Here is a 22,683-nt window from a genome sequence, read left to right on the forward strand (position 1 = left end):
CAGGATGGCCGGGCTCAACCTGTTCAGCATCCCGGCCGGCGCGCCCTTCCTCTCCGTGCTCGCGCAGGCGCTGATCGCCGGCCGCTTCGGCCGGGCGTTCGACCCCGGCGACCCCGCCGCACTTTCGCGCACCACGCTCTATCTGCCGACACGCCGCGCCGCGCGCGCCTTCTCGGCGGTCCTCGCGGAAAAGCTCGGCGGCAGGCCGCTGCTGCTGCCGCGGATCGTCCCGCTCGGCGATGTCGACGAGGCCGAGACGGCGCTGATCGCTGGGGCGAGTGATGCTTTGGCGCTGGAGCGGCTCGCTCCGATCGACCCGCTGCGCCGCCGCTTCATCTTGACGACGCTGATCTCGGCCTGGGGCCGCACCGCCAACCGCCAGCACCTCAAGCTCGATCCGGCCGAGCCCTCGCTCATGCCGGCGACGCTGGCCGAGGCCTGGGGGCTCGCCGGCGATCTCGCCCATCTGCTCGACCAGTTGCAGACCGAAGGCGTCTTGCCGGCCCGGCTGAAGGGGCTCGACGCTGCCCGCTTCGACGAGATCTGGCAGTTCAACGCGCGTTTCCTCGACATCATCGCCGAAGCCTGGCCGGCGATCCTTGAACAGCGGGCCGAATGCGATCCGGCCGAATTCCGCAATCGCATGCTCGCCGCCGAGCGCGACCGCCTGCTTGCCGGCGATTTCCATGGGCCGGTGATCGCGGCCGGCTCGACCGGCACGGTTCCGGCGACGGCCCGTCTGCTCGCCGCGCTCGCCCGCGCCCCGAACGGCGCCGTCGTGCTGCCCGATCTCGACGAGGCGCTTTCCGAGCAGGGCTGGCGCGCCATCATCCAGGAGCCGGCGCCCTCGCATCCGCAGGCAGCGCTGCATCGGCTGCTCGATGAGATCGGCGCGAGCCGAGACGAGATCGTCACCCTTGCCGAGCCTTCGCCTGGGCTGGAATCGCGCCGCGACCTGCTGCGCCGGGCCCTGCTGCCGGCTTCGATCACTGATGATTGGGCCGGGGCTGCCCCCATTGCACCCGGGGCGCTGGACGGTCTGCGCATCGTCGAGGCGGCGGATGAGCGCGAGGAGGCGCTCGCCGCAGCGCTTGCCTTGCGCGAGGCGCTGGAGGAACCGGGCGCCCGCGCCGCCCTGATCACGCCGGATCGTGGCCTCGCCGAACGCGTCGCCGTCGAGCTCCGGCGCTGGGGCATCCAGGCCGATGATTCCGCCGGAATGCCGCTTGGGCGCTGGCCGGCCGGCGCTCTGCTGCGCCTCGCGCTCGATGCGGTCGAGGCGGAGCTCTCGCCTGCGAGCTTGGTCGCGCTGCTGGCGCATCCGCACTGCCGGCTGGGCCTGCCCGAGCCGCGCTTGCGACAGGGCGCTGCGGCGCTGGAGATCGGCTGCTGGCGCGGCGAGGCGGTCGGTCCCGGCTTTGCAGGCCTGCGCCGCGCCTTCGAGGCGATGCCGGATTTGCGCGAGGCGACCTACGCTCCGCGGCCGCGCCGCAGGCTGACCGACGAGGATATCGGCGCCGCTGAAGAGGTGCTCGCTGCGCTGGAGGACGCGCTCGCCCCGCTCGCTGCGGCACTGGCGGGTTCCTCGCCGGGATTGCGCGAGATCGCGGCGCAAGCTCGCCATGCGATCGAGACACTGAGTTGCGACGAGACCGGCGCAATCCTCGCCTGGCGCGGCCCGGATGGCGAGGCATTGACCGCCCTGTTCGATGATCTCGACGCCGCACTGCCGGAGGCGCCGGGCGAGGGCCGCGCCCGCGACTGGATCGCGATCCTCGAAGGGCTGATCGGCGAGCGCGTCGTGCACCGCAGCGATCCCGGCCATCCCCGGGTCAAGATCTGGGGACTGCTCGAAGCCCGTCTGCTCGAGGCCGAGCATGTCGTGCTCGGCGGGCTGATCGAAAGCGTCTGGCCGCCGGCGGCGGAGACGGATTCCTTCATCAACCGGCCGATGCGGGCCGAGCTCGGCCTCTCGCCACCGGAACGGCGCATCGGCCAGACCGCGCATGACTTCGTTGCGGCGGCGCTCGCCGGCAAGGTGACGCTGACCCGCGCCCGCAAGGCGGGCGAGGCCGAGACGATCCCCTCGCGCTTCTGGCAGCGGCTCAAGGCGGTGGCGCCGGCGGACGCCTGGGCGGTAGCCGAAGCGCGTGGCCAGGAGCTGGTGACCTGGGCGGGATTGCTGACCGCGCCGGCCGATCTTTTGCCTGTGCCGCGGCCAAAACCCTATCCAGCGCCGCATCTGCAGCCGCGCCGGTTCAGCGTCACCGAGGTCGAGACGCTCTATCGCGACCCCTATGCGGTCTATGCCCGCAAGATTCTCAGGCTCGATGCCCTGCCGGAGCTGGTAGAGGATCCCGGCGCGACCGATCGCGGCTCGCTGCTGCACGATATCGTCGGAACCTTCGCCGAGACCTATCCCGAGCAGGTGCCTGCCGGCGCGCTCGGCAGCCTGATCGAGATCGGCGAGCGCTTCTTCCGTGCCTATGAGGACACCCCCGAGGTGCGCGCCTTCTGGTGGCCGCGTTTTCTGTTGATTGCGCAGAACTTCCTCGGCTGGGAGGAAAGGCGGCGGCCGGACCTCGCCCGCATCGCGGTCGAGCGCGACACACAAGGCGAATTCCCACTGGCGGACGGTTCTTCGATCCTGCTGACCGGCCGCGCCGACCGCGTCGAGGTCACGCGCGAGGGGTCCTTACGCATCATCGATTTCAAGACCGGCGCGCCGCCGAGCGATGACCAGGTCCGACTCGGCTTCGCCCCGCAATTGACGCTTGAAGCCGAACTCGCCCAGCGCCACGGTTTCTCGCCCGACATCCTGCCCGGCCCGGTCGCGGCGCTGATGTATCTGCGGCTCAACCACGATCCGAAGAGCTGGGAGAAGGACAAGAAGCTGTCGTTCAAGGATGAGCAGCAGGCAGACGTCACCGCCCGCCATCTCGCCCAGTTGCTCGATCATCTTGCCGCGCTGCGCGTCGGCCGCGAGCCCTGGCTGTCGCGCCGCGCGCCGGCCTACATCAAATACGCCAGCCCCTATGACCAGCTCGCCCGGGTCAAGGAATGGTCGGCCGCGCCCGATCTCGGCAGCGAAGCTGGAGACGAGGCATGACGCCGGTCGGCTGGACCATCCCCGCGCAGACCAGCCGGGCGCAGTCATTGGCGACCGAGCCGGACCTCAGTGCCTGGGTCTCGGCCAATGCCGGCTCTGGCAAGACCCATGTGCTGGTCAACCGCGTGCTCAGGCTGCTGCTCGACGGCGTCGCGCCCGGCCGCATGCTCTGCATCACCTATACCAAGGCCGCCGCCGCCAACATGTCGAACCGGGTGTTCAGGGCGCTCTCGGCCTGGGCCGTGGCCACAGATACGATCCTCTGGAAGGTGCTGACGGAGCTGACTGGACAATTGCCTGCGCCGAGCGATATCGGCCGGGCGCGGCGGCTGTTCGCGCAGGCGCTGGAGACGCCGGGCGGGCTGAAGATCGAGACGATCCATGCCTTCTGCACCCGCGTGCTGCAGAGCGCGCCCTTCGAGGCCAACGTCCCGCCGCGCTTCGAGGTCGCCGACGATCTCGCCCAGAGCGAATTGATGCGCGACGCCAGGCGGGATCTGCTGGCAGCGGCCGAGGCCGATTCTGATGGCCCGCAGGCCAGGGCGCTGCGTTTCATGGCCGAGCATGCGGCGCAGGACACCTTCGACCAGATCATGCGCGAGGCCTTGCACCAGCGCGCCGTGTTCAGCGATGCGGAAGGGCGGGCGCGGAAATCGGAGGAGATCGTCGAGGGGCTCAGTGCTTTCCTCGGCATCTCGCCGGAGCTGACGGCCGAGGCAGCACGCCAGCGCTTTCAGCGCGAACTCGTCACCGTACCCGATCTCGAGCGCTTGCTCGCCACCTTCGAGACCGGCAGCGCGACGCGCATCAAGGCCGCGGTCGCGATCAGGGTCGCAGTTGCGGACGCGCCCGGCATCGATCCGGTCGCAGCCTGCCGTGCCGGCCTGCTCACAGCCGAAGGCAATGTCGCCCAGCATGTTCGCGGCAAGGGCAACAGCGCGCTGCCGGCCGATCTCGACGCGGCTCTCGATGCGCTCGCCGCCTGCCTGACCGAAGCGATCGACCAGCTCAACGCCATCGCCGTGCGCGAGCGCAGCGCGGCGCTGGCGGTGCTGGTGACGCATATCCTTGCCGCCTATCGCAAGTTGAAGGCGCAGCGTTCGCTGCTCGACTATGACGATCTGATCGCCAAGACGCGTTCGCTGCTCGACCGGGTCGATCCGGCCTGGGCGCTCTACAAGCTCGACGCCGGCATCGATCATATCCTGCTTGACGAGGCGCAGGACACCAGCGAGGCGCAATGGGCGATCCTGCGCCGCCTCTCCGAGGAGTTCTCGGCCGGAGAGGGCGCGCGCGAGCAGGTGCGGCCCCGAACCGTCTTCGTCGTCGGCGACGAGAAACAGTCGATCTATGGCTTCCAGGGCGCCGCCCCCGCGCATTTCAGCGAGGAAAGGCGGTTGCTTGGCCGGCGCCTCCAGGAAGCCGGCCAGCGCTTCGAACCGATCAGCCTGACCACCTCCTTCCGCTCGGCACCCGACATCATGCGTGCCGTCGACGCGGTGTTCGCGCCCAGGGAACACTGGCGCGGTCTCGTCTTCGACGGCGGCGCCGGACCGGAGCGGCACGACACCGTCAAGCGGTTGGCGATCGGGGCGGTCGATCTTTGGCCGGTCTCCGGCGACGATGCCGGCGACAAGCCCGATGCCTGGACCGCGCCGGTCGACGCGCCCGAGCGGCGCTCGGGCCTGGTCAAGCTCGCCGCCCGGATCGCCGATGTGCTGAAGCGCTGGAGCGATGCCGGTCGCGACGATATCGGCCGCCCGTTCAAGCCCGGCGACGTCATGATCCTGCTACGCCAGCGCGGCGCGCTGTTCGAGGCGATCGTCAAGGCGCTGAAGGATCGCGGCGTGCCGGTTGCCGGCCGCGACCGGCTGACCCTCGCCGACCATCCAGCGGTCGAAGACCTGGCCGCGCTCGGGCGCACCATCCTGCTGCCGCAGGACGATCTCTCGCTGGCGATTACGCTGAAGACGCCGCTCTTCGGCCTCGACGACGAGGACCTCATGCGGCTCGCACCGGAGCGAAAGGGCTCCTTGCGCGAGGCTTTCCGCAAGGCAGCGCAGTCTGAGCCGCGCTACGCCGCGATCGAGGCACGGTTGACCGAGCTCGCCGAGGAAGCCGGACGCTGCGGTCCATTCCGCTTCTTCGCCGGGCTGCTCGGGCCAGGCGGCGGTCGCAATCTCGCACTCGCTCGCCTCGGCCCGGAAGCCGCCGATGCGCTAGACGCTTTCCTCAGTGCCGCGCTCGACCACGAGCGCCGCTACGGCCCCTCGCTCGCCGGCTTCCTGCATCATATCGGCGCAGTGGCGACGCAGGTGAAGCGTGATCTTTCGGCCAGCGCCGGCGAGGTCCGCGTGATGACCGTGCACGGCTCGAAAGGTCTGGAGGCGCCGGTCGTCATCCTCGCCGATCTTGGCGTCGCGCCGGGCGAGCGACGTCTGCCGAAGCTGATGGCGGTCGTGCCGCCGCGTGGGCAGCATGTGCCGGTCTGGCCGACGAAGCGGGCCGATGATCCCACGGCGATGCGGCGCGCCAAGGACGCGGTGGTCGCGCAGATGATCGAGGAGCATCACCGCCTGCTCTATGTCGCGCTGACCCGCGCCGAAGATCGGCTGATCCTCTGCGGCACGCAAGCCAAGGGCGAGGCGCCGGAAGGGTCCTGGTACGCCATGGCCGGGACCGGCCTTGCCGGCTCCGAGCCCTGGCTGCGGGACGTGCCGGCGCCCGATGGCGACGGCGAGGTGCGGCGCTTCATGGTTTCGCAGCCGGGAGACGTGGCGGCCGAGGAAAGCGCTGCGGCGGTGGTCGCGACCACGTCGCCCGACTGGCTGACGCGTGCCGCTCCTGATGAAGCTGAGCCCGCGCCGCCGCTGCGCCCTTCGAGCGCGCTTGCCGCTGCCGATGGACAAGATCGCCCCAATGACGGGCCGTTCCTCGCCGGAGCGGCAGCGGCCGGCCGGCTCGCGCATCTACTGCTGCAGGTCCTCCCGGAGGTGCCGCCCGAGCGGCGCGCCAGCACCGCCCATGCGCTAGCGGAGGCGCGCGGCGGCTCGCTGCCGCAGGAGCGGCGCGCCGGAATCGTCGAGGATGCGCTCGCGCTCATCGCCGCGCCGGAATTCGGCGGCCTGTTCGGACCGGGCAGCCTGGCCGAAGTGCCGCTCGCTGGCGAGATCATCATGGCTGATGGCAGCAGGCGACCGGTGCAGGGCCGGATCGACCGGCTCGCCGTCGGCGATGACGAGGTGCTGATCGCCGACTTCAAGACCGCCGCCCGCCCACCCGAAAATGCCACTGCGTTGCCGGCTTCGACGCTGGCGCAGCTCGCGGTCTATCGGCGGCTCGTCGGTGAGATCTATCCAGGGCGGCGCGTCAGGGCGATCGCGATCTACACGGCGAGCCTGAAGCCGCTGGAGCCCGGCGCCGAGCTGCTCGACGCGACCCTGGCAACTATGACGGATCAGCCCCGCTTCACCGGAAGGTGAGCCAGCCTTGACCCTGTGCCCGCCCGTTCATAGCTTCACTGGTGAATGGCGGCGTTGTGGCCGCATGCGAATCGAAAGGCGATGAGCCATGGCGACGATCAAAGTGACCGATGCGAGCTTCGAGGCCGACGTGTTGAAGTCGAGCGAGCCGGTGGTTGTGGATTTCTGGGCCGAGTGGTGCGGCCCCTGCCGGATGATCGGCCCGGCGCTCGAGGAGATCGCTGGCGAACTCAACGGCAAGGTCAAGATCGTCAAGATGAACGTCGATGAGAACCAGCAGATTCCGGCTCAGTTCGGCATCCGCTCGATCCCGACGCTGATGCTGTTCAAGGACGGCAAGCTGGCCTCGCAGAAGGTCGGTGCTGCCCCCAAGAGCGATCTGTCGCGCTGGATTTCGGCCGCGGTCTGATCCAGTCGGTAGCAGAATGAGAAAGGCCCGCCCTCATCGAGGGCGGGCCTTCTTTGTTTCAGCTGTTCCGGATTACTTCGAGCGGTTGTCGAGTGCCCAGGCTCCGGCGCCGGCGAACACGAGATAGAAGAAGACGAAGCAGTAGAGGATCGCGGCGTCGCCGCCATTCAGGAGCGGGTAGACGCTTCGCGGTGCATGGAACATCCAGTAGGCATAGGCCATCTCGCCCGCGAGGATGAAGGCGACGGGGCGGGTCCACAGACCGATCAGGATGAGCAGGCCGCCGAAGGTTTCGAGGATCGCGCCGAACCAGAACAGCGTGAACATCGCCGGCAGTCCGCTGGCCGGCGGAGCTGGGAAGCCGAACAGCTTCTGCGTGCCATGGGCGATGAAGATCAGCGCCGCCGCGATGCGAAGCAGCGCGAGCGCCTGTGGCGCATAGCGGTTCAATGAGTTGAGAGCCTGCATGGGCTGGGTCCGTCCGGTTTGAATTGATCTAAGTAATTGTGTTTGCTGGCGAAGAAATCCTTCTGCCACTTGGCGCTTGTCAGTGGCTCGACTGGGCCGATCAAGTCACATTTTCGTTTGCAGCGCAGCAAAATCGGTGAGCGGCAAATCGGCAACAGCGGTAAGCTCCGTTCACCATTGCAGAAAAATCGCCGGAATCGGGCTTAACCACCTCTTAAAAGCGCCATGTTTGAATCCTGTCTGGAAATCATCGGGCTGTGTACTGCGGCGCGGCGATGGGCCTGAACGGGGCGGGATGAACGACCGGTCGAAACGAGGCGGAGAGCGGCGCGAGCCGTCTTTCGAGCGTGCGCGCGACGATTACGAGCGCGACGACGGCGATCTGCGCCTGTCGGCCGAGGATCGCCCCTACCGCGGAGGAAAGAATCCGGTGGCACCGCGCCAGCAACCGAGCCGCCAGAAGACCTCGCCGCGTGGCGGCCGCAAGCAGCGCCGCAAGCGCGGCTCGTTCTTCGGTCGCATCTTCTATTGGGGCTTCGTACTCGGCCTCTGGGTCGTGCTCGGGCTTGGCGGCGTGGTCGCCTATCACGCTGCGCAATTGCCGCCGATCGACCAGCTCACCGTGCCGAAGCGGCCGCCGAACATCGCCATCCTCGCCGCAGACGGCACGTTGCTTGCCAATCGCGGCGAGACGGGTGGGCGCACGATCACGATCGGCGAGGTGCCGCCCTATCTGCCCAAGGCCTTCGTCGCGATCGAGGACAAGCGCTTCTACGAGCATTTCGGCATCGACCCGATCGGCCTCAGCCGCGCCGTCGTCAACAATCTGACGAAGCGTGGCGGCGTGCAGGGCGGCTCGACCCTGACCCAGCAGCTCGCCAAGAACCTGTTCCTGACCCAGGAGCGCACTGCCGCGCGCAAGATCCAGGAGGCGATCCTCTCGCTCTGGCTGGAACGGACCTACACCAAGGACCAGATCCTCGAGCTCTATCTCAACCGCGTTTATTTCGGCTCGGGCGCCTACGGCGTCGAGGCGGCGGCGCAGCGTTATTTCAACAAATCGGCCCGTTCGGTCTCGATTGCCGAAGCCGCCATGCTCGCCGGCCTCGTCCAGGCGCCGTCGCGGCTCGCGCCCAATCGCAACCCCGAGGCGGCCGAGAAGCGCGCCCAACTCGTCATCGCCGCCATGGCTGACCAGGGCCTGATCTCGCAGGCTTCGGCCAAGACGGCGCTCGTCGCGCCGGCCGAGGTGCCCGAGCGCGTCGGGGCCGGCTCGGTCAACTACGCCGCCGACTATGTCATGGACGTGCTCGACGACTTCATCGGCGCGATCGAGGGCGACGTCACCGTGCTGACCACGGTCGACACCAAGCTGCAAGCTAGCGCCGAGACGATCCTGGTCGATGCGCTCTCGGCGCAGGGGGGCCAAGCTCAACGCCTCGCAGGGCGCGGTGGTCTCGCTGGCGCCGGACGGGGCGATCCGCGCGCTGATAGGCGGGCGCGACTACACCAAGAGCCAGTTCAATCGCGCCACGGCCGCGCACCGCCAGCCGGGCTCGTCCTTCAAGCCCTTCGTCTATCTCACCGCACTCGAGAAGGGCATGACGCCGGACACGATCCGCGACGATTCCCCGGTCTCGATCAAGGGCTGGGAGCCGGAGAACTACTCCCGCAACTTCCGCGGCCCGGTCACGCTGCAAACCGCCTTCGCGCATTCGCTCAACACAGTCGTGGCGCGCCTGATCCAGGAGGTGACGCCGCGCGAGGTCGTGCGCACGGCCCAGCGGCTCGGCATCAACTCGTCATTGCAGCCCAATCCGTCGCTGTCGCTCGGCACGTCGGAAGTGACACCGCTCGAGATGACCGCCGCCTATGCCAGCTTCGCCAATGGCGGCCAGTCGGTGCTCCCCTATGTGATCCGCGAGGTCAGGTCGACGAGCGGCAAGGTCGTCTATGCCCGCAAGGCGAACAATTTCGGCCCGGTGATCCAGCCGCAGACGCTCTCGATGATGAATTCCATGTTCCATGCAGTGATGACCGGCGGCACTGGCAGCAAGGTCAACCTCCCTGGCTGGGAGGTCGGCGGCAAGTCGGGCACGACGCAGGATTATCGCGACGCCTGGTTCGTCGGCTTCACCGGGCGCCTCGTCACGGCGGTCTGGGTCGGCAATGACGACAACTCGACGATGAAGCGCGTCACCGGCGCCGGCCTGCCGGCCGAGATCTGGGGCAAGTACATGAAGGCGGCCCATGCCGGCCAGCAGCCGGTGCAACTGCCGGGCGGGCTCTGGCAGTCGGCGCCGAAGTCGATCTTCGACACGGGCGAGCCGGTCGCCGGCGTCGCGCCGTCGCCGCGGACCCAGCAGGCCGCCACTGGCGACCGCGCCTGGACGCCGCCGGCACCGCAGGAGAAGAACTTCTTCGAGCGCCTGTTCGGCGGCTGACCCTTACGTCCCGCACGGCTTGGCCCGCGTCGTCGGCGCCGCCGCTGCGGGATCGTCCGGCCAGGGATGGCGCGGGTAGCGACCCTTCATCTCGGCCTTCACGCTCGCCCAGGAGCCGCGCCAGAAGCCCGGCAGATCGCGCGTCACCTGGATCGGCCGATGCGCCGGCGACAGCAGCTCCAGCACGAGCGGCACGCGCCCGCCGGCGAGCGAGGGGTGTTGCGCCAGCCCGTAAAGCTCCTGCACCCGGACCGAGATCGCCGGCCCGGCTTCGGCGCCATAGTCGACCGCGAGCTGCGAGCCGGTCGGCGCCGTAAAATGCGTCGGTGCCTCCGCATCGAGCCGCCGCTTCAGCTCCCAGGGCAGCAGTGTCGAAAGAGCCGCGTCGAGATCCCCGGGCGTAATTGCCGAGAGCGAGCTTCGCCCGACAATGTGCGGCGCGAGCCAGTCCGCGGCGGTCTCGGCGAGTCCACTATCGGACAGGTCTGGCCAGCCGGCATCCTCGCCTTCGGCCGAACGCAGGAAGGCGACGCGCTCGCGCAATTGCTGCTGCCCCTTGCTCCAGGGCAGCGAGTCGATGCCGAGCGCGGCGATGCCCCTCGCCAGCACCTCGGCGTTCTCCTGTGATGCCCCGACCGGCAAAGGCCGCTCGGCCAGTACCAGTGCCCCGTATTTCCGTGCGGCCCGCGCCCGCAGCGCGCGCGCCTGCCTGTCGAACACGGTCTCGTTGCGTTCCGACAGGGCGATCCGGATCAGGTCGGAGGCGGCGAGCGCGGCGATGTCGGCTTCGCTGATCGCGGCGGCGCTGAGGATGCGGGCCTGCTGCGCCGAGCCGGTCATCTCGCCGACGACGAGATAGGGTTCGCGCGCCAACCTCTGGCCGGGTTCGAGCGCCGCGCCCCGACCATTGGCGAGCAGGTATTGCCCCGAGGCGGGCTGGCGTGCCTTGGCGACGCGGTCGGGGAAGGCGAGCGCCAGCAGGAAACCGGGAGAGAGCGGTTGCTCTGCGCCCGCCTGTACCTTGCTCGCCGCCTGCCGGGCCCAGCCCTCGGCGAGGCGGCGCATGTCGCCGGCACGGCCGCTGCGCTCGCGCCCGAAACGCTCCAGCCGCTCGGCGAGGTCGATGGCGTCGCCGCCGAGCCCACGCTCGACCAGCAAGGCCGCCAGTAAGGTAGCCGGCTCGGCTTGGCGATAATGTGCGGCACCGACGACCATATGTGCGAGCCGCGGCGGCAGTGGCAGCACCTGTAGCGCCTTGCCGTCTTCGGTTATGCGCCCGTCCGGGCTAAGCGCATCGAGATCATTGAGCAGCGCCCGCGCCTCCTTCAGCGCCGGCGCCGGCGGCGGATCGAGGAAGGCGAGCGTGGTCGGATCGATGACGCCCCAGGCGGCGCAGTCGAGCAGGAGGGGAGCAAGATCAGCCGAGAGGATCTCCGGCCGGGCGAAGGCTTCGAGCGCGCCGTTGCCCGCCTCCTCCCAGAGCCGGTAGCAGATGCCTGGTTCGGTGCGGCCGGCGCGGCCACGGCGCTGGTCGGACGCCGCGCGGCTGGCGCGCTGGGTGACGAGGCGGGTGACGCCGATATCGGGTTCGTAGAGCGGCACGCGGGCGAGACCGGCATCGATCACGACGCGCACGCCCTCGATCGTCAGCGAGGTCTCGGCGATCGACGTGGCGAGCACGACCTTGCGCTTGTTCTTTGGCGCCGGCAGCACGGCGCGATCCTGCTCGGCCTGGTCGAGCGCGCCATAGAGTGGCGCGATCTCGGTCGCGGGATCACGGATCTTCTCGCGCAGGCGTTCCTCGACCCTGCGGATTTCGCCTTGCCCCGGCAGGAAGACGAGCAGGGAGCCTACCTGCTCGTTCAGCGCCTGCAGGACGGCCTCGGTGACCTGGTCCTCGATCCGTTTCAGCGGGTCGCGGCCGAGATAGCGCGTCTCGACCGGGTAGGCGCGGCCTTCACTCTCGATCACCTCGGCATCGCCGAGAAGCCGGGCGACACGCGCTCCGTCCAGCGTCGCCGACATCACCAGGATGCGCAGGTCCTCGCGCAGGCCTGCCTGCGCATCAAGCGCCAGCGCCAGCCCGAAATCGGCGTCGAGCGAGCGCTCGTGAAATTCGTCGAACAGCACGGCGGCGACGCCATCGAGAGTGGGATCGTCGAGAATCATTCGGGCGAAGACGCCTTCGGTGACAACCTCGATCCGAGTCTTCGGCCCGATCTTTGAACCGAGCCGGACGCGCAGGCCTACCGTCTCGCCGACGCGCTCGCCCAGTGTCTGCGCCATGCGATTGGCCGCGCCGCGTGCCGCCAATCGCCGCGGCTCCAGCACGATCAGTTTGCCGTTACCTTTGGCCCAGGGCTCGTCGAGGAGAGCAAGTGGCACGCGCGTGGTCTTGCCGGCGCCGGGCGGGGCGACGAGCACGGCGTTCGGCCGCTCGCGCAGGGAGCCGGCGAGGGCGTCGAGGACCGCGTCGATTGGAAGAGGGGTACCGAAGGCGCGCATGCCTCGGCATGTGGCCCAGCCCCGGGCTTGGTGCAAGCGTAGCTTCCACTATCGACGCGCCGGGGGTCAAAGCCCGTCGTTCGGGACGTTGGAACGGCCCCAGTCGGGGTTGTTCCTAGCGTATTTCTCGTAGGTCAGATTGTAGAGCTCGCCGAAGACGGGGTCGTTGCGCAACTCGTAACCCGGACTACCCTTGAGGATCGCAAGCATCGCAACCATGGGGTGCTTCTTATCGTAATAGCTCTTCCCATAGTGGTATTTCTCGTAGATCGCGGCCGCGATGAAGCCGCAGGTCTCCTCCTCCGTCGGCGATATGCCCTGGACCATGTCCATGTCGTTGATGGCATGGAAGCATTCGTGGATCACGTTGTTCTGGTTCTTCCGCGATACCGACGCGCTGCCGATATCCGGATGGAGCAGCAGCATGTTGCTGGTGTTGCTATAAGCGCCGCGAACCTTCGGGTTCGCGAAGTCCTTGAACGGAACGACATTGATCAGCCCGACCTTGATCGCCACCGCGACCTTGGTGAAGCGCTCGTTGTAGAAGTGATTGCCTGCGATCCGAAAGTTGATGTGCTTGACGGCCGGGCTGGCCAGGATCTTGAGGACATTGGCTTTCAGTTTAGCCTGAGACATGCCCTGCTCATATCCGTGCGATGCTGCGCACCATTACGCCGTGCCGATGGTGATCCATCAAAGTCCGGTCCGTCTCGCAACGCATCCTTCATATGACGGATGGGCTCGCGGTCGCCGCTCAGGCCGCCTGACTCAACCCCACCTCGAACGGCGTCATGCTGACCGCGCCAGCCTTCACCGAAACCAGCGTGTTGCAGGGCAGGGCCTGCCAGCAGTCGCGGGCGGCATCGACCGGTTCGGAGGCGATCACCACTGCATCGGCGCGATCGCAGAGATAGAGCGTCGGCGGCTTAGTGTCGGACGACCAGCGCACCGCATGGATCGTCTCGCCATCGGCGAGCGCGGCGGCGCAGCGCAAGGGCTCGCGCACGCCGGCCTCCTGCATCAGCGCGAGCGCATCCCCGAGCGCGCCGGCCAAGGCCTCGCCGGGCGCAGCGCCTTCGGCGATGCGTGCCAGCGCCAGCAGGAACAGCGCTTCGGAATCGGTGGTGCCGACGCGGGCGTCATAGAACGCATCGGGGATCAGGCTTTCCAGCCTGCGCTTGATCAAGGCATAGCCGCCGATCTGGCCGTTATGCATGAACAGATGCCGGCCATGGACGAAGGGGGTGGCAGTTCGCCCGTGTCGAGGCTGTGCCGGTGGCGGCGCGCACATGCGCGAAGAACAAATGGGAGCGCACAAGGCGCGCGATCGAGAGCAGGTTCTCGTCCGACCAGGCCGGCCTGATCTCACGATACTGGCCGGGCTCGGCCCGCTCACCATACCAGCCGACGCCGAAACCATCGCCATTGGTGCCGGTCTTGGCCTCCTCGGCGTGCAGCGATTGGTGGATCAGCGAATGGCAGGGCGAGGCGATGAAGTCCTCGAGGAAGACGGGGGCGCCGGCATAGGCGAGGAAACGGCACATGGTGGTCCCGAATCAGGTGCGGGCGGGACGCCGCAGGAGAAGATTATTCCACGAGAATGAATGCCGGCATAACGATTCATCTCCCACGACGTGGCCCCTCGGGCGGATTCGACGATTACATTTGCCGGACTCCGTGCCGGCAAGCACCCCTCCACCCTTCCCCCTTGTGGGGAAGGGTATGGGGATGGGGGGCGAACGACTGGGTGTAAGGCCGTATTGTAGGAGCGGGCCGATCCATTTCCCGAGGAGTTCGCTCCGACTTTACGCCCCCCACCCCTAACCCGTCCCCACAAGGGGGAGGGGAATAAGGTGGCGTGATTGCGAGCCGCATAGCCTTGCTATAACCGTCGCGGCGATAGGGTGACGACGACGTCCCGCGGCAAGCGGGCAGGGAAGGGGCCGATTTTTCATGCTGACGAAGCTCGCCGGCGCGGCGCTCCTGTTTACCCTCGCTCCTCAGGCCGCCTTCGCCGCTGGCGACATCGGCGGCGCCAGCATGGGCGTCGCCTGGGCCCTGCCTTTCGCCGGCATGCTGCTCTCGATCGCGCTCGGCCCGGTGCTGTTCCCGCATTTCTGGGAGCTGAACTACGGCAAGTTCGCCGCCTTCTGGGCCGTGCTGGTCGTCGTGCCGCTCGCCTTGTTTCGCGGCTTCGATCCGGCGCTGGGCGCATTGCTGCATACCGGGTTGCTCGAATACGTCCCCTTCATCATCCTGCTCTTTGCGCTGTTCACCATCGCCGGCGGCATCCTGATCACCGGCAACCTGCACGGCACGCCGGCGACCAACACCGTGCTGCTTGCGATCGGCACGCTGATGGCAAGCTTCGTCGGCACTACCGGCGCCTCGATCATCATGATCCGCCCGGTGCTGCGGGCGAACGACAACCGGCGCCATAACGTCCATGTCGTCGTCTTCTTCATCTTCCTGGTCTCGAACATCGGCGGCTCGCTGACACCGCTCGGCGACCCCCGCTCTTCCTCGGCTTCCTGCGCGGCGTCTCCTTCTTCTGGACGACGACACACCTGCTGCCGGAGACGCTGTTCGCGGTCGCGGTTCTGCTCGCTGTATTCTTCGCGCTCGACAGCTGGTTCTTCCGCAAGGAGGAGAACTATCCCCCGCTGCGCGATCCGACGCCGGACCGCGCGATCAAGCTGTTCGGCAAGATCAACATCCTCCTGCTCGGCGGCGTCATCCTCGCCATCCTGATGTCGGCGAGTTGGAAGCCGGGTGTCGCCTTCACCATCCATGGCATCGCCGTTGAATGGCAGAACCTTGTGCGCGACCTCGCCTTGCTCGCGCTCGCCGGCCTGTCGCTCGTCCTGACGCCGAAGCCGGTGCGCGCCGGCAATGAGTTCAGCTGGGGCCCGATCAAGGAAGTCGCCAAGCTGTTCGCCGGCATCTTCGCCTGCATCATCCCGGTGCTCGCCATGCTGCAGGCCGGGCGTGACGGCGCCTTCGCGCCGCTGGTCGCCCTCGTCAGCAATGCCGATGGCAGCCCGAACAACACCGCCTATTTCTGGCTGACCGGCGCGCTCTCCTCCTTCCTCGACAACGCCCCGACCTATCTCGTCTTCTTCGAGCTCGCCGGCGGCGACGCCCAGGCGCTGATGACGACCGGGGCGCTGACGCTGACCGCGATCTCGGCCGGCGCCGTCTTCATGGGCGCCAACTCCTATATCGGCAACGCGCCGAACTTCATGGTCTATGCCATCGCCAAGGACCGGAAGGTCGCGATGCCGAGCTTCTTCGGCTACATGCTGTGGTCGGGCGCGATCCTGATCCCGCTCTTCCTGCTGGAGACGCTGATCTTCTTCCGCTGACCCCGGCCGTCATTCCGGGACATGGCGAAGCCATGGGCCCGGAACCCATATCCGCCGACGCTGCCGACGAGGCAGGAGGATTGTCGCCCTCCCGATCGCCGTCGTGGTCATGGTTTCCGGGCTCGGCCTTCGGCCGCACCGGGATGACGCTGTGGTTCCGTCGCGAGCCGACATGGTCTAGACCGCGGCCACCGACCGAGAGCCGCCGAACCATGCCCTTGCGCCCCGACACGCTGGCGATGACCGCCGTCCTCGCCATGCTGACGGCGCTCGGCCCGCTCTCGACCGATTTCTACCTGCCCTCGCTGCCCGAGATCGCGCGGGTGATGGGGACCGATTTCGCAGGCGCACAGGCGACGCTCTCGGCCTTCCTGTTCGGCTATGCCGCGGGCCAGATCATCTGGGGGCCGCTCTCCGACCGGCTCGGCCGCCGGCCGGTACTGATGATCGGCCTTGGCCTGTTCATCGCGACGACGCTCGCCTGCGCCTTCGCGCCATCGATCGAGGCGCTCATCGGCGCCCGCTTCGCCCAGGCGCTCGGTGCGTCCGGCCCGATCGTGCTCGGCCGGGCCATGGTCCGCGATCTCTATGAAGGGCCGCGCGCCGGCCGCGAGCTCGCCAGCATGGGCATGATCATGGGCCTCGTCCCGGCGATCGCCCCTGTGATCGGCGGCGTGCTGCAGAACGCCTTCGGCTGGCGCTCGACCTTCCTCGCCTCGCTCGTCTTCGCGCTGGCCATGCTCGCCATCATCGTGACGATCATGCCGGAGACGCTGCGCCAGCGCTCTCCGGACGGCCTCTCCCCGCTCGCGATCATCCGCGGTTACAGGCTCCTGCTGCGGAACCGGGCCTACCGGGTCTATGTCGGCCTGACCGCGCTCGCCTATGCCGGGCTCTTCGCCTTCATCTCCGGGTCCTCCTTCGTGCTGATGGGCGTCTACGGTCTCTCGGCGCCGGCCTACGGCCTCTCCTTCGGTTGTGCCGTACTCGGCTTCATCCTCGGCACGATCATCGCGCAGCGCCTGGTCGGGCGGCGCGGTCTCGATGGCGTGATCGCCCTCGGCGTTGCCTGCCTCGCCGCGGGCGGGCTCGCCATGCTGGTTTGCGTTGCGACCGGTTTCGGCGGGCCGTTCGGCGTCATCGGCCCGATGGCGCTCTATGCCTGCGGCATCGGCCTGACCATGCCGCAGGCCCAGGCTGCGGCGATGATGCCCTTCCCCGAGCGGGCCGGTGCGGCCTCGTCCCTGACCGGTCTTTGCCAGATGCTGTTCGCAGCCTGCGTCGGCCTGCTCGTCGGCCATCTGCTGAAAGGCAGCGCGCTGCCCTTGCCCGTCGTGATGTCGGTGATCGGTGTGGCGACGCTCATCCTCTTCCACGCCAGCGCCGGGATCCGAGCCGGCAAGACCTGAGGCTCAGTTCCCCATCCGGTCGCGCCATTGCCGTTCGCCCTGCAGGCAGGAGAGGCGCGCTGCCGGCGCTTGCTGCGCCTTCTGGACAAGGGCTTCAGAGCCCGAGGCCGGTCTCTCCGCGATCTCGCGCACCAGCTTGGTCCGGGTCGCATCGGCGAACTGCTTGCGTTCGCGGATCGGGATGACGAAGGCGCCGATGCCGGTGATGACGCACTCCTCGTAGTAGACGTCGAGGTTGTCGATGTCGAAATAGCTCGCCTGCTTCAGCATCACCGGCAGGCCGTTGATGGCGATGCCCTTGTCGCGGGCGGCGTCGCGCGCCTGCGTCACCGGCCGTCCGTCATTGTTGGCGCCGTCGCCAGAGATGTCGATGACGCGGCGCATCGCCGCGACATTGCTCGTCTCGAGCAGCGAGACGGCGAGATCGATCGCGCCGGAGATCGAGGTGCGCCGGCCGCGCCGCGTCGGCGCCTCACCGAGCTCCTCGGCGAACGCGATCGCCGATTGCGGGCTCTCGATCACGGTCCAGGGCTTGACGATGTGCTGGAAGTCGCCGCCCGCCCACTCGAAATAGGTGACGGCGATCTTGCCGATCGCGCCCTTGGCGATCGCCTCATGCAGCAGCTTCGAGCGGAAGGCCTCGATGTAGCCGTTGCGCTGCAAGGCGAGCTCGTCGAGATCCATCGAGTAGGAGACGTCGACCGCCAGCACCAGCGCGACGTCGACTTCCTCGGATGGCGCGGCCGCTTGTTGGGCATTGAGCGCCAACGCCGGCCAGAGCCCGGCTGCCGCAAGACAAAAGAGACCGAACAGCCAGCGCCGCATCGAAACCTCCGTCATCTGTCGTCGAAGCGTGACGCCGAAAGGAGGCTAAGTTTCGGACGAAGGCAGGCTTCAAACGAATGTCATTGAAGTCTGCGCCCAGTTTCGATTCGCGCCAAGCACGAAAGCGAGAGCGCCAGCCTGAAAACTGGGCACTGCTTCGGGTGAGCCGGTATTCTGGAGGGCTAGCCCCGGCTGCGGCTTTCCACGATCGCGATCGCCGCCTGGAAGGCCTCCTCCACGCCGAGCGCGGAGGTGTCGAGCAGGACGGCATCGTCCGCCGCTTTTAGCGGCGCATCGCCGCGGCCTGAATCCCTGGCGTCGCGGCGGCGGATGTCCACCAGGATGCCGTCGAGTGTCGCGGCCTCCCCGCGCCCGGCCAATTCCTTGTGCCGACGCGCGGCGCGGACCTCCGGGGTCGCGGTGACGAAGAGCTTCACCGTCGCGTCCGGGCAGATCACCGTGCCGATGTCGCGCCCGTCGAGTACGGCCCCCGCGCCCGCCGCAGCAAAGCGGCGCTGCCGGTCGATCAGGGCACGCCGGACCGCCGGAATCGCCGCCACGACCGAGGCCGCCTCGCCGATCTCACGGCCGCGCAGCCGGGCTTCGTCGATCGCGCTGTCGTCGAAGCCTGCTGCGGTGGCGGCGGCGGCATCGATGTCGTTGAGCGACTCTCCGGCATCGAGCATGGCGCGGGCGACCATGCGGTAGAGCAGGCCGGTATCGAGATAGGGCAGGGCGTAGTGGGCTGCGAGCCGGCGCGCCAATGTACCCTTGCCGGAGGCGGCCGGCCCGTCGACGGCGATGACCAGGCGAACCCCGTTGGTCGCGGAAGCGGGCGGCTGGGCGTCGGGCACGGCGTCGTCTTTCATCTGGCAAGAAGGCGGGCAGATTTCTAAATCACTGGGGGCAATGATGCGAAGCGGTTTTGCAGCTGGCGTCGTGGACTTGCTCCTCGACCAAATCAAGATTTGACAGGGGCGCTTGGCCCGACTAACGGACGCCCCTGCTTTTTTGGAACTCAGCACGAACTCAAAGGTCCGACGCAGTGGCGAAACCGGAACTTGGCACCAAGCGCGTCTGCCCGGTCACGGGGCGCAAATTCTACGATCTCGACAAGGATCCGATCGTCTCGCCCTATACCGGCCAATCCTATCCGCGCTCGCTGTTCGAGCCGCAAGGCAAAGCGGCGGCGGTGGTCGCGCCCAAGCCGGCCGATGACGAGGAAGAGGTGGATGCCGCTGACGGCGCGGTCGAGCTCGTCTCGCTCGACGATGCCGACGCGGAAGCCGCCGAGAAGGAGCCGGTGGTCACCAGCGACGACGATATCGAGATTGAGGATGACGGCGCCGCCGATAGCGACGACACTTTCCTGGAAGAGGACGAGGAAGGCGACGACGACGTCGCGGACCTGATCGATAGCGACATCGAGGGCGACGAGGACGTCTGAGTTGCGCCAGAGTCGCGGCTTTGGAAAAAGCGCGAGGGGAACGTGACATCAGTGCTTGTGTCTCGGCGCAAGCTTGCCTATAGAGCGCTTCGTCGCTGCGGCGGCGGGCGCGGACCGGCTCTGAGAGCCTTCAGGACCGCGACGATTTTCCGGCCTTTCCCCAAGAAGGTCGGCAGTGTGGGGCCATAGCTCAGTTGGGAGAGCGCTTGAATGGCATTCAAGAGGTCGGCGGTTCGATTCCGCCTGGCTCCACCAAATCTCCCTGATAGATCGATATCTGGTTTTCCCGGCCGCACGCCTGGTGAGAGAGCGCTTCGGAACCCGCAAAGACGTTGGGGGCCGGCCTCAGGCCGATCAACGGACAATTTTGCCATCGACACAGCTCGGCTCCGGCACGACCCGTCAGACGCTTGCCATTCGGCGCAAGTGCGACTTTCCAGACATGCCATCCTTCAAAACGCCGGATGACGTTCGACGCCGCGGATCTGATTCACTCCGAACCTGTACGTTATCGAAGAACTGTACCGAGGTTGTGAGGTCTTGCTAAGATTATTGTTCTAATTTTCGAGCCCGAATCAGCGAATATTTATCAATAATATACGTTTAATCGAAATTTTATTCTTGGAATGAATTTATTGATTCTCCCGTTTTCTAATAAAATGTGCTCTCGCGAGCGTTCTTTTTAAAAAACACTTCTCTTGACCATGCGCGGAGCCGTCCGTCATCGTGAATGTAAGGGATCGCGAGGCTCGCATCCCGCCGAAACATTCGCTCGATGCGAGGTCCGCGATGTCCAGTGCTGGCCGCCAGCTCACGCTCAATCTGTTCATTTATCCTGGCGGCCATCACGAGGCTGCCTGGCGCTACAAGGACTCCGAGCCGGCGCGGGTGCTCGACATCCGCTACTATCAGGAGCTGGCGCAGAAGGCCGAGGCGGCGAAGTTCGACGCGATCTTCTTCGCCGATGGGCCGTCGCTGCCGGAGAACGTCCGCTACTCTTCGCGCGTTCGGTTCGAGCCGATCACCTGGCTGACCGCAATCGCCGCCGCAACCGAGAAGATCGGCCTGATCGGCACGGCATCGACGACCTATAACGAGCCTTACAACCTCGCCCGGCTGTTTGCCTCGCTCGACCATATCAGCGGCGGCCGGGCCGGCTGGAACATCGTCACCACCAGCGATGCCGGGGCCGCCCATAATTTCGGCCTGCCGGAGCATCCGCCGCATGGTGAGCGCTATGAGAAGGCGCGTGAGTTCCTCGACGTCGTCACCAAGCTCTGGGACAGCTGGGAGGACGACGCCCTCGTCGCCGATCCGCAGAGCGGCGTCTTCGCCGATGCCGACAAGGTCCACCGCATCGACCATGTCGGCAAGCATTACCGGGTGCGCGGGCCGCTCAACGTCTCGCGCTCGCCTCAGGGGCGGCCGGTCTACGTCCAGGCCGGCTCCTCCGAGGACGGTCGCTCCTTCGCCGCCCAGTTCGCCGAGGCGATCTTCACGGCGCACCAGACGCTGGGAAGCGCGCAGGAGTTCTATTCCGACATCAAGGCCCGCGCCGCCGCTCTCGGCCGTCGGCCGGATCATTTGCGCATCCTGCCGGGGATCAGCCCCTTCCTTGGTTCGACGCAGGCGGAAGCCGGCCGGCTCGAGGAGGAAATCAACGAGCTGATCCAGCCTGCCGCGTCGCTCGACCAGCTCAAGCGCATGATCGGTGTCGACCTCAGCGGTTACGATCTCGACGGCCCCGTGCCGCGCCACATCATCGACACCGACGGGCCGAAGGGGCTGGCGAGCCGCTTTCAGCTCGTCGTCGACATCGTCGACCGCGAGAACCCGACGATCCGCCAGCTGATCCGGCGCCTCGCCGGAGCGCGTGGGCATCGCGTCGTCGTCGGCACGCCGGAGCATGTCGCGAACGAGATCCAGAGCTGGTTCGAGCGGGGCGCGGCCGACGGCTTCAACGTCATGCCGCCTTACCTGACCGGCGGCTTTGACCACTTCGTCGCCGAGGTGGTGCCGATCCTGCGCCAGCGCGGCCTGTTCCGGCAGGAGTATTCCGGCGCGACGCTGCGCGACCATTACGGGCTGCCGCGGCCGGATAGCTTCTTCGCCGCAGAGCAGCGCAAGAGCGCCTGAGCCTACCCGCCGGGCCTTTTCGATTCAGCCAAGACGCGACGGGCCTTGCCGGCCCCGCAGAGGATATTCGATGAAATTGATCTACGCCCTGCCGCTCGCCGCCGCGCTGCTCGCCGGCCCTGCCGCAGCCCAGAAGCTGCCGGAGACCGCAGCGATCCCCGAGCGGGTTCCGTCGGGGACGACACTGGTGATCGGCGATCCGCAGACCAGGGTTGCACTCACCTTGTCGGGAGAGCTCGCCAAGCTGCCGTTCAAGGTCGAATGGGCCAACATCTCCGGCGGCCCGCAGACGATCGAGGCCTTCCGGGCCAAGGCGCTGGATATCGGCTCCGTCGCCGACATTCCGCCGATCCATGCGCAATGGACCGGGCTCGAGGTCAGGATCGTCGCTGCCAAGTTCCGGCGCGACCCGGTCGGCCATCCGATCTACGTGATCGCCACCGCTCCGGGCTCCGGCATCACCAAGCTCGAGGACGTCAAGGGCCGCAAGATCGCCTTCAGCCCCGGCCAGGCGCAGGGCGCGCTCGTCCTGCGCGTGCTGAAGAAGCTGAACCTCAGGCATGACGAGGTCCAGCTCGTCGAACTGCCGAGTGTCGGCGACGCCTATGTCAACGCGCTGGCGAGCAAGCTCGTCGACGCAGCGCCGATCGCAGAGGCGAACAAGCAGCGCTTCGTCCAGAATTACGAGCGCGACGGCGCCAGGGCGCTGCCGCACGGCCTACGCGACGATCCCGCCTATCTCTACGTGGTGAAGGCCTCTCTGGAGGACCCCGGCAAGGCGGCGGCGATCCGTGCCTATGTCCAGGCTTGGGGCCGCGCCACGAAATGGGTCGAGACCCATCCCGAAGAGTGGATCAAGGGCTACTACGTCAAGGATCAGGGCCTGAAGGCCGATTCCGGTCGCTTCCTGGTCGAATCGAACGGCGATCCCGATGTGCCACTCGACTGGAGCGGGGCGATCGAACGCCAGCAGGAAACCATCGATCTCCTCGCCGCCGAGCTGAAGAAGCCGGTGCTCAGGGCGGCGGCGCTGTTCGACCGGCGCTTCGAGCAGGTCGCCGGCGCAGCCTATCAGGGAGAATGA

Annotated in this window: 12 protein-coding genes, 1 tRNA gene and 3 pseudogenes; 10 read left to right on the forward strand and 6 right to left on the reverse strand. The window is 67.5% G+C overall.

The genetic code is table 11. From position 1 onward, the window contains the following. Window positions 1–4 precede the first annotated feature (4 nt). The 3 genes from addB to trxA all read left to right on the forward strand — a co-directional run bounded on the left by addB (window position 5) and on the right by trxA (window position 7,000). Window positions 5–3,109, forward strand: a complete 3,105-nt coding sequence (addB, locus tag QO058_RS17245) for a double-strand break repair protein AddB (protein ID WP_284167512.1) — start codon at window positions 5–7, stop codon at window positions 3,107–3,109. Then, complete coding sequence (gene addA, locus QO058_RS17250) at window positions 3,106–6,591, forward strand: double-strand break repair helicase AddA (RefSeq protein WP_284167513.1); 3,486 nt, start codon at window positions 3,106–3,108, stop codon at window positions 6,589–6,591. Before addB ends, addA begins: the two co-directional genes overlap by 4 nt. Before the next feature lie 88 nt (window positions 6,592–6,679). After that, entirely contained in the window at window positions 6,680–7,000 is a 321-nt protein-coding gene (gene trxA, locus QO058_RS17255) for a thioredoxin (protein ID WP_284167514.1), read from the forward strand. A 72-nt stretch (window positions 7,001–7,072) separates the two neighbouring features. Here the strand turns inward: trxA and QO058_RS17260 are convergent, their stop codons facing one another. Then, window positions 7,073–7,468, reverse strand: coding sequence for a DoxX family protein (locus QO058_RS17260; RefSeq protein WP_284167515.1), 396 nt, complete (start codon window positions 7,466–7,468; stop codon window positions 7,073–7,075). A gap of 295 nt (window positions 7,469–7,763) precedes the next feature. Here QO058_RS17260 and QO058_RS17265 point away from each other — a divergent pair. Next, window positions 7,764–9,912 (forward strand): annotated as a pseudogene (locus QO058_RS17265) (transglycosylase domain-containing protein). 3 nt (window positions 9,913–9,915) lie between these two features. Here QO058_RS17265 and hrpB read toward each other — a convergent pair. The 3 genes and pseudogenes from hrpB to QO058_RS17280 form a co-directional block, all read right to left on the reverse strand. Then, window positions 9,916–12,417 carry an ATP-dependent helicase HrpB gene (gene hrpB / locus QO058_RS17270; RefSeq protein WP_284167516.1) on the reverse strand — a complete coding sequence of 834 codons (2,502 nt, stop codon included), beginning with the start codon at window positions 12,415–12,417 and terminating at the stop codon, window positions 9,916–9,918. A gap of 66 nt (window positions 12,418–12,483) precedes the next feature. Next, complete coding sequence (locus QO058_RS17275; protein ID WP_284167517.1) at window positions 12,484–13,053, reverse strand: hypothetical protein; 570 nt, start codon at window positions 13,051–13,053, stop codon at window positions 12,484–12,486. A 118-nt stretch (window positions 13,054–13,171) separates the two neighbouring features. Beyond that, window positions 13,172–13,961, reverse strand: a pseudogene (locus tag QO058_RS17280) (class II glutamine amidotransferase). Between the two features lie 409 nt (window positions 13,962–14,370). On the opposite strand from QO058_RS17280, the pseudogene QO058_RS17285 reads away from it, so the two are divergent. Together QO058_RS17285 and QO058_RS17290 are read left to right on the forward strand one after the other, a co-directional pair. Further along, window positions 14,371–15,782, forward strand: a pseudogene (locus QO058_RS17285) (sodium:proton antiporter). 212 nt (window positions 15,783–15,994) lie between these two features. Next, a complete protein-coding gene (locus QO058_RS17290; protein ID WP_284167518.1) occupies window positions 15,995–17,191 on the forward strand; it encodes a multidrug effflux MFS transporter in 1,197 nt (398 codons plus the stop codon). A 3-nt stretch (window positions 17,192–17,194) separates the two neighbouring features. Here QO058_RS17290 and QO058_RS17295 read toward each other — a convergent pair whose 3' ends face one another. Together QO058_RS17295 and cmk are read right to left on the reverse strand one after the other, a co-directional pair. Next, window positions 17,195–18,016, reverse strand: a complete 822-nt coding sequence (locus QO058_RS17295; RefSeq protein ID WP_284167519.1) for a DUF1194 domain-containing protein — start codon at window positions 18,014–18,016, stop codon at window positions 17,195–17,197. Between the two features lie 182 nt (window positions 18,017–18,198). Beyond that, entirely contained in the window at window positions 18,199–18,825 is a 627-nt protein-coding gene (cmk, locus tag QO058_RS17300; RefSeq protein ID WP_284172937.1) for a (d)CMP kinase, read from the reverse strand. Between the two features lie 236 nt (window positions 18,826–19,061). On the opposite strand from cmk, the gene QO058_RS17305 reads away from it, so the two are divergent. The 4 genes from QO058_RS17305 (at window position 19,062) to QO058_RS17320 (ending at window position 22,683) form a co-directional block, all read left to right on the forward strand. Continuing rightward, on the forward strand, window positions 19,062–19,463 hold the full coding sequence (locus QO058_RS17305) for a TIGR02300 family protein (protein ID WP_284167520.1): 402 nt from the start codon (window positions 19,062–19,064) through the stop codon (window positions 19,461–19,463). Window positions 19,464–19,642: 179 nt separating this feature from the next. After that, window positions 19,643–19,718, forward strand: a tRNA-Ala gene (locus QO058_RS17310). A 534-nt stretch (window positions 19,719–20,252) separates the two neighbouring features. Further along, the gene (locus QO058_RS17315; protein WP_284167521.1) at window positions 20,253–21,599 is read left to right on the forward strand and encodes an LLM class flavin-dependent oxidoreductase; all 1,347 of its coding nucleotides are present in this window, start codon (window positions 20,253–20,255) and stop codon (window positions 21,597–21,599) included. A gap of 70 nt (window positions 21,600–21,669) precedes the next feature. Next, complete coding sequence (locus QO058_RS17320) at window positions 21,670–22,683, forward strand: ABC transporter substrate-binding protein (RefSeq protein ID WP_284167522.1); 1,014 nt, start codon at window positions 21,670–21,672, stop codon at window positions 22,681–22,683.

This window comes from Bosea vestrisii (assembly GCF_030144325.1).
Taxonomy (GTDB): domain Bacteria; phylum Pseudomonadota; class Alphaproteobacteria; order Rhizobiales; family Beijerinckiaceae; genus Allobosea; species Allobosea vestrisii_A.

What these genes read in the sequence shown, in the direction of transcription:
- addB (WP_284167512.1), top strand. Translation starts at nt 5, where the DNA reads ATGGCCGGGCTCAACCTGTTCAGCATCCCGGCCGGCGCGCCCTTCCTC.
- addA (WP_284167513.1), top strand. Translation starts at nt 3,106, where the DNA reads ATGACGCCGGTCGGCTGGACCATCCCCGCGCAGACCAGCCGGGCGCAG.
- trxA (WP_284167514.1), top strand. Translation starts at nt 6,680, where the DNA reads ATGGCGACGATCAAAGTGACCGATGCGAGCTTCGAGGCCGACGTGTTG.
- QO058_RS17260 (WP_284167515.1), bottom strand. Translation starts at nt 7,468, where the DNA reads ATGCAGGCTCTCAACTCATTGAACCGCTATGCGCCACAGGCGCTCGCG.
- hrpB (WP_284167516.1), bottom strand. Translation starts at nt 12,417, where the DNA reads ATGCGCGCCTTCGGTACCCCTCTTCCAATCGACGCGGTCCTCGACGCC.
- QO058_RS17275 (WP_284167517.1), bottom strand. Translation starts at nt 13,053, where the DNA reads ATGTCTCAGGCTAAACTGAAAGCCAATGTCCTCAAGATCCTGGCCAGC.
- QO058_RS17290 (WP_284167518.1), top strand. Translation starts at nt 15,995, where the DNA reads ATGCCCTTGCGCCCCGACACGCTGGCGATGACCGCCGTCCTCGCCATG.
- QO058_RS17295 (WP_284167519.1), bottom strand. Translation starts at nt 18,016, where the DNA reads ATGCGGCGCTGGCTGTTCGGTCTCTTTTGTCTTGCGGCAGCCGGGCTC.
- QO058_RS17315 (WP_284167521.1), top strand. Translation starts at nt 20,253, where the DNA reads ATGTCCAGTGCTGGCCGCCAGCTCACGCTCAATCTGTTCATTTATCCT.
- QO058_RS17320 (WP_284167522.1), top strand. Translation starts at nt 21,670, where the DNA reads ATGAAATTGATCTACGCCCTGCCGCTCGCCGCCGCGCTGCTCGCCGGC.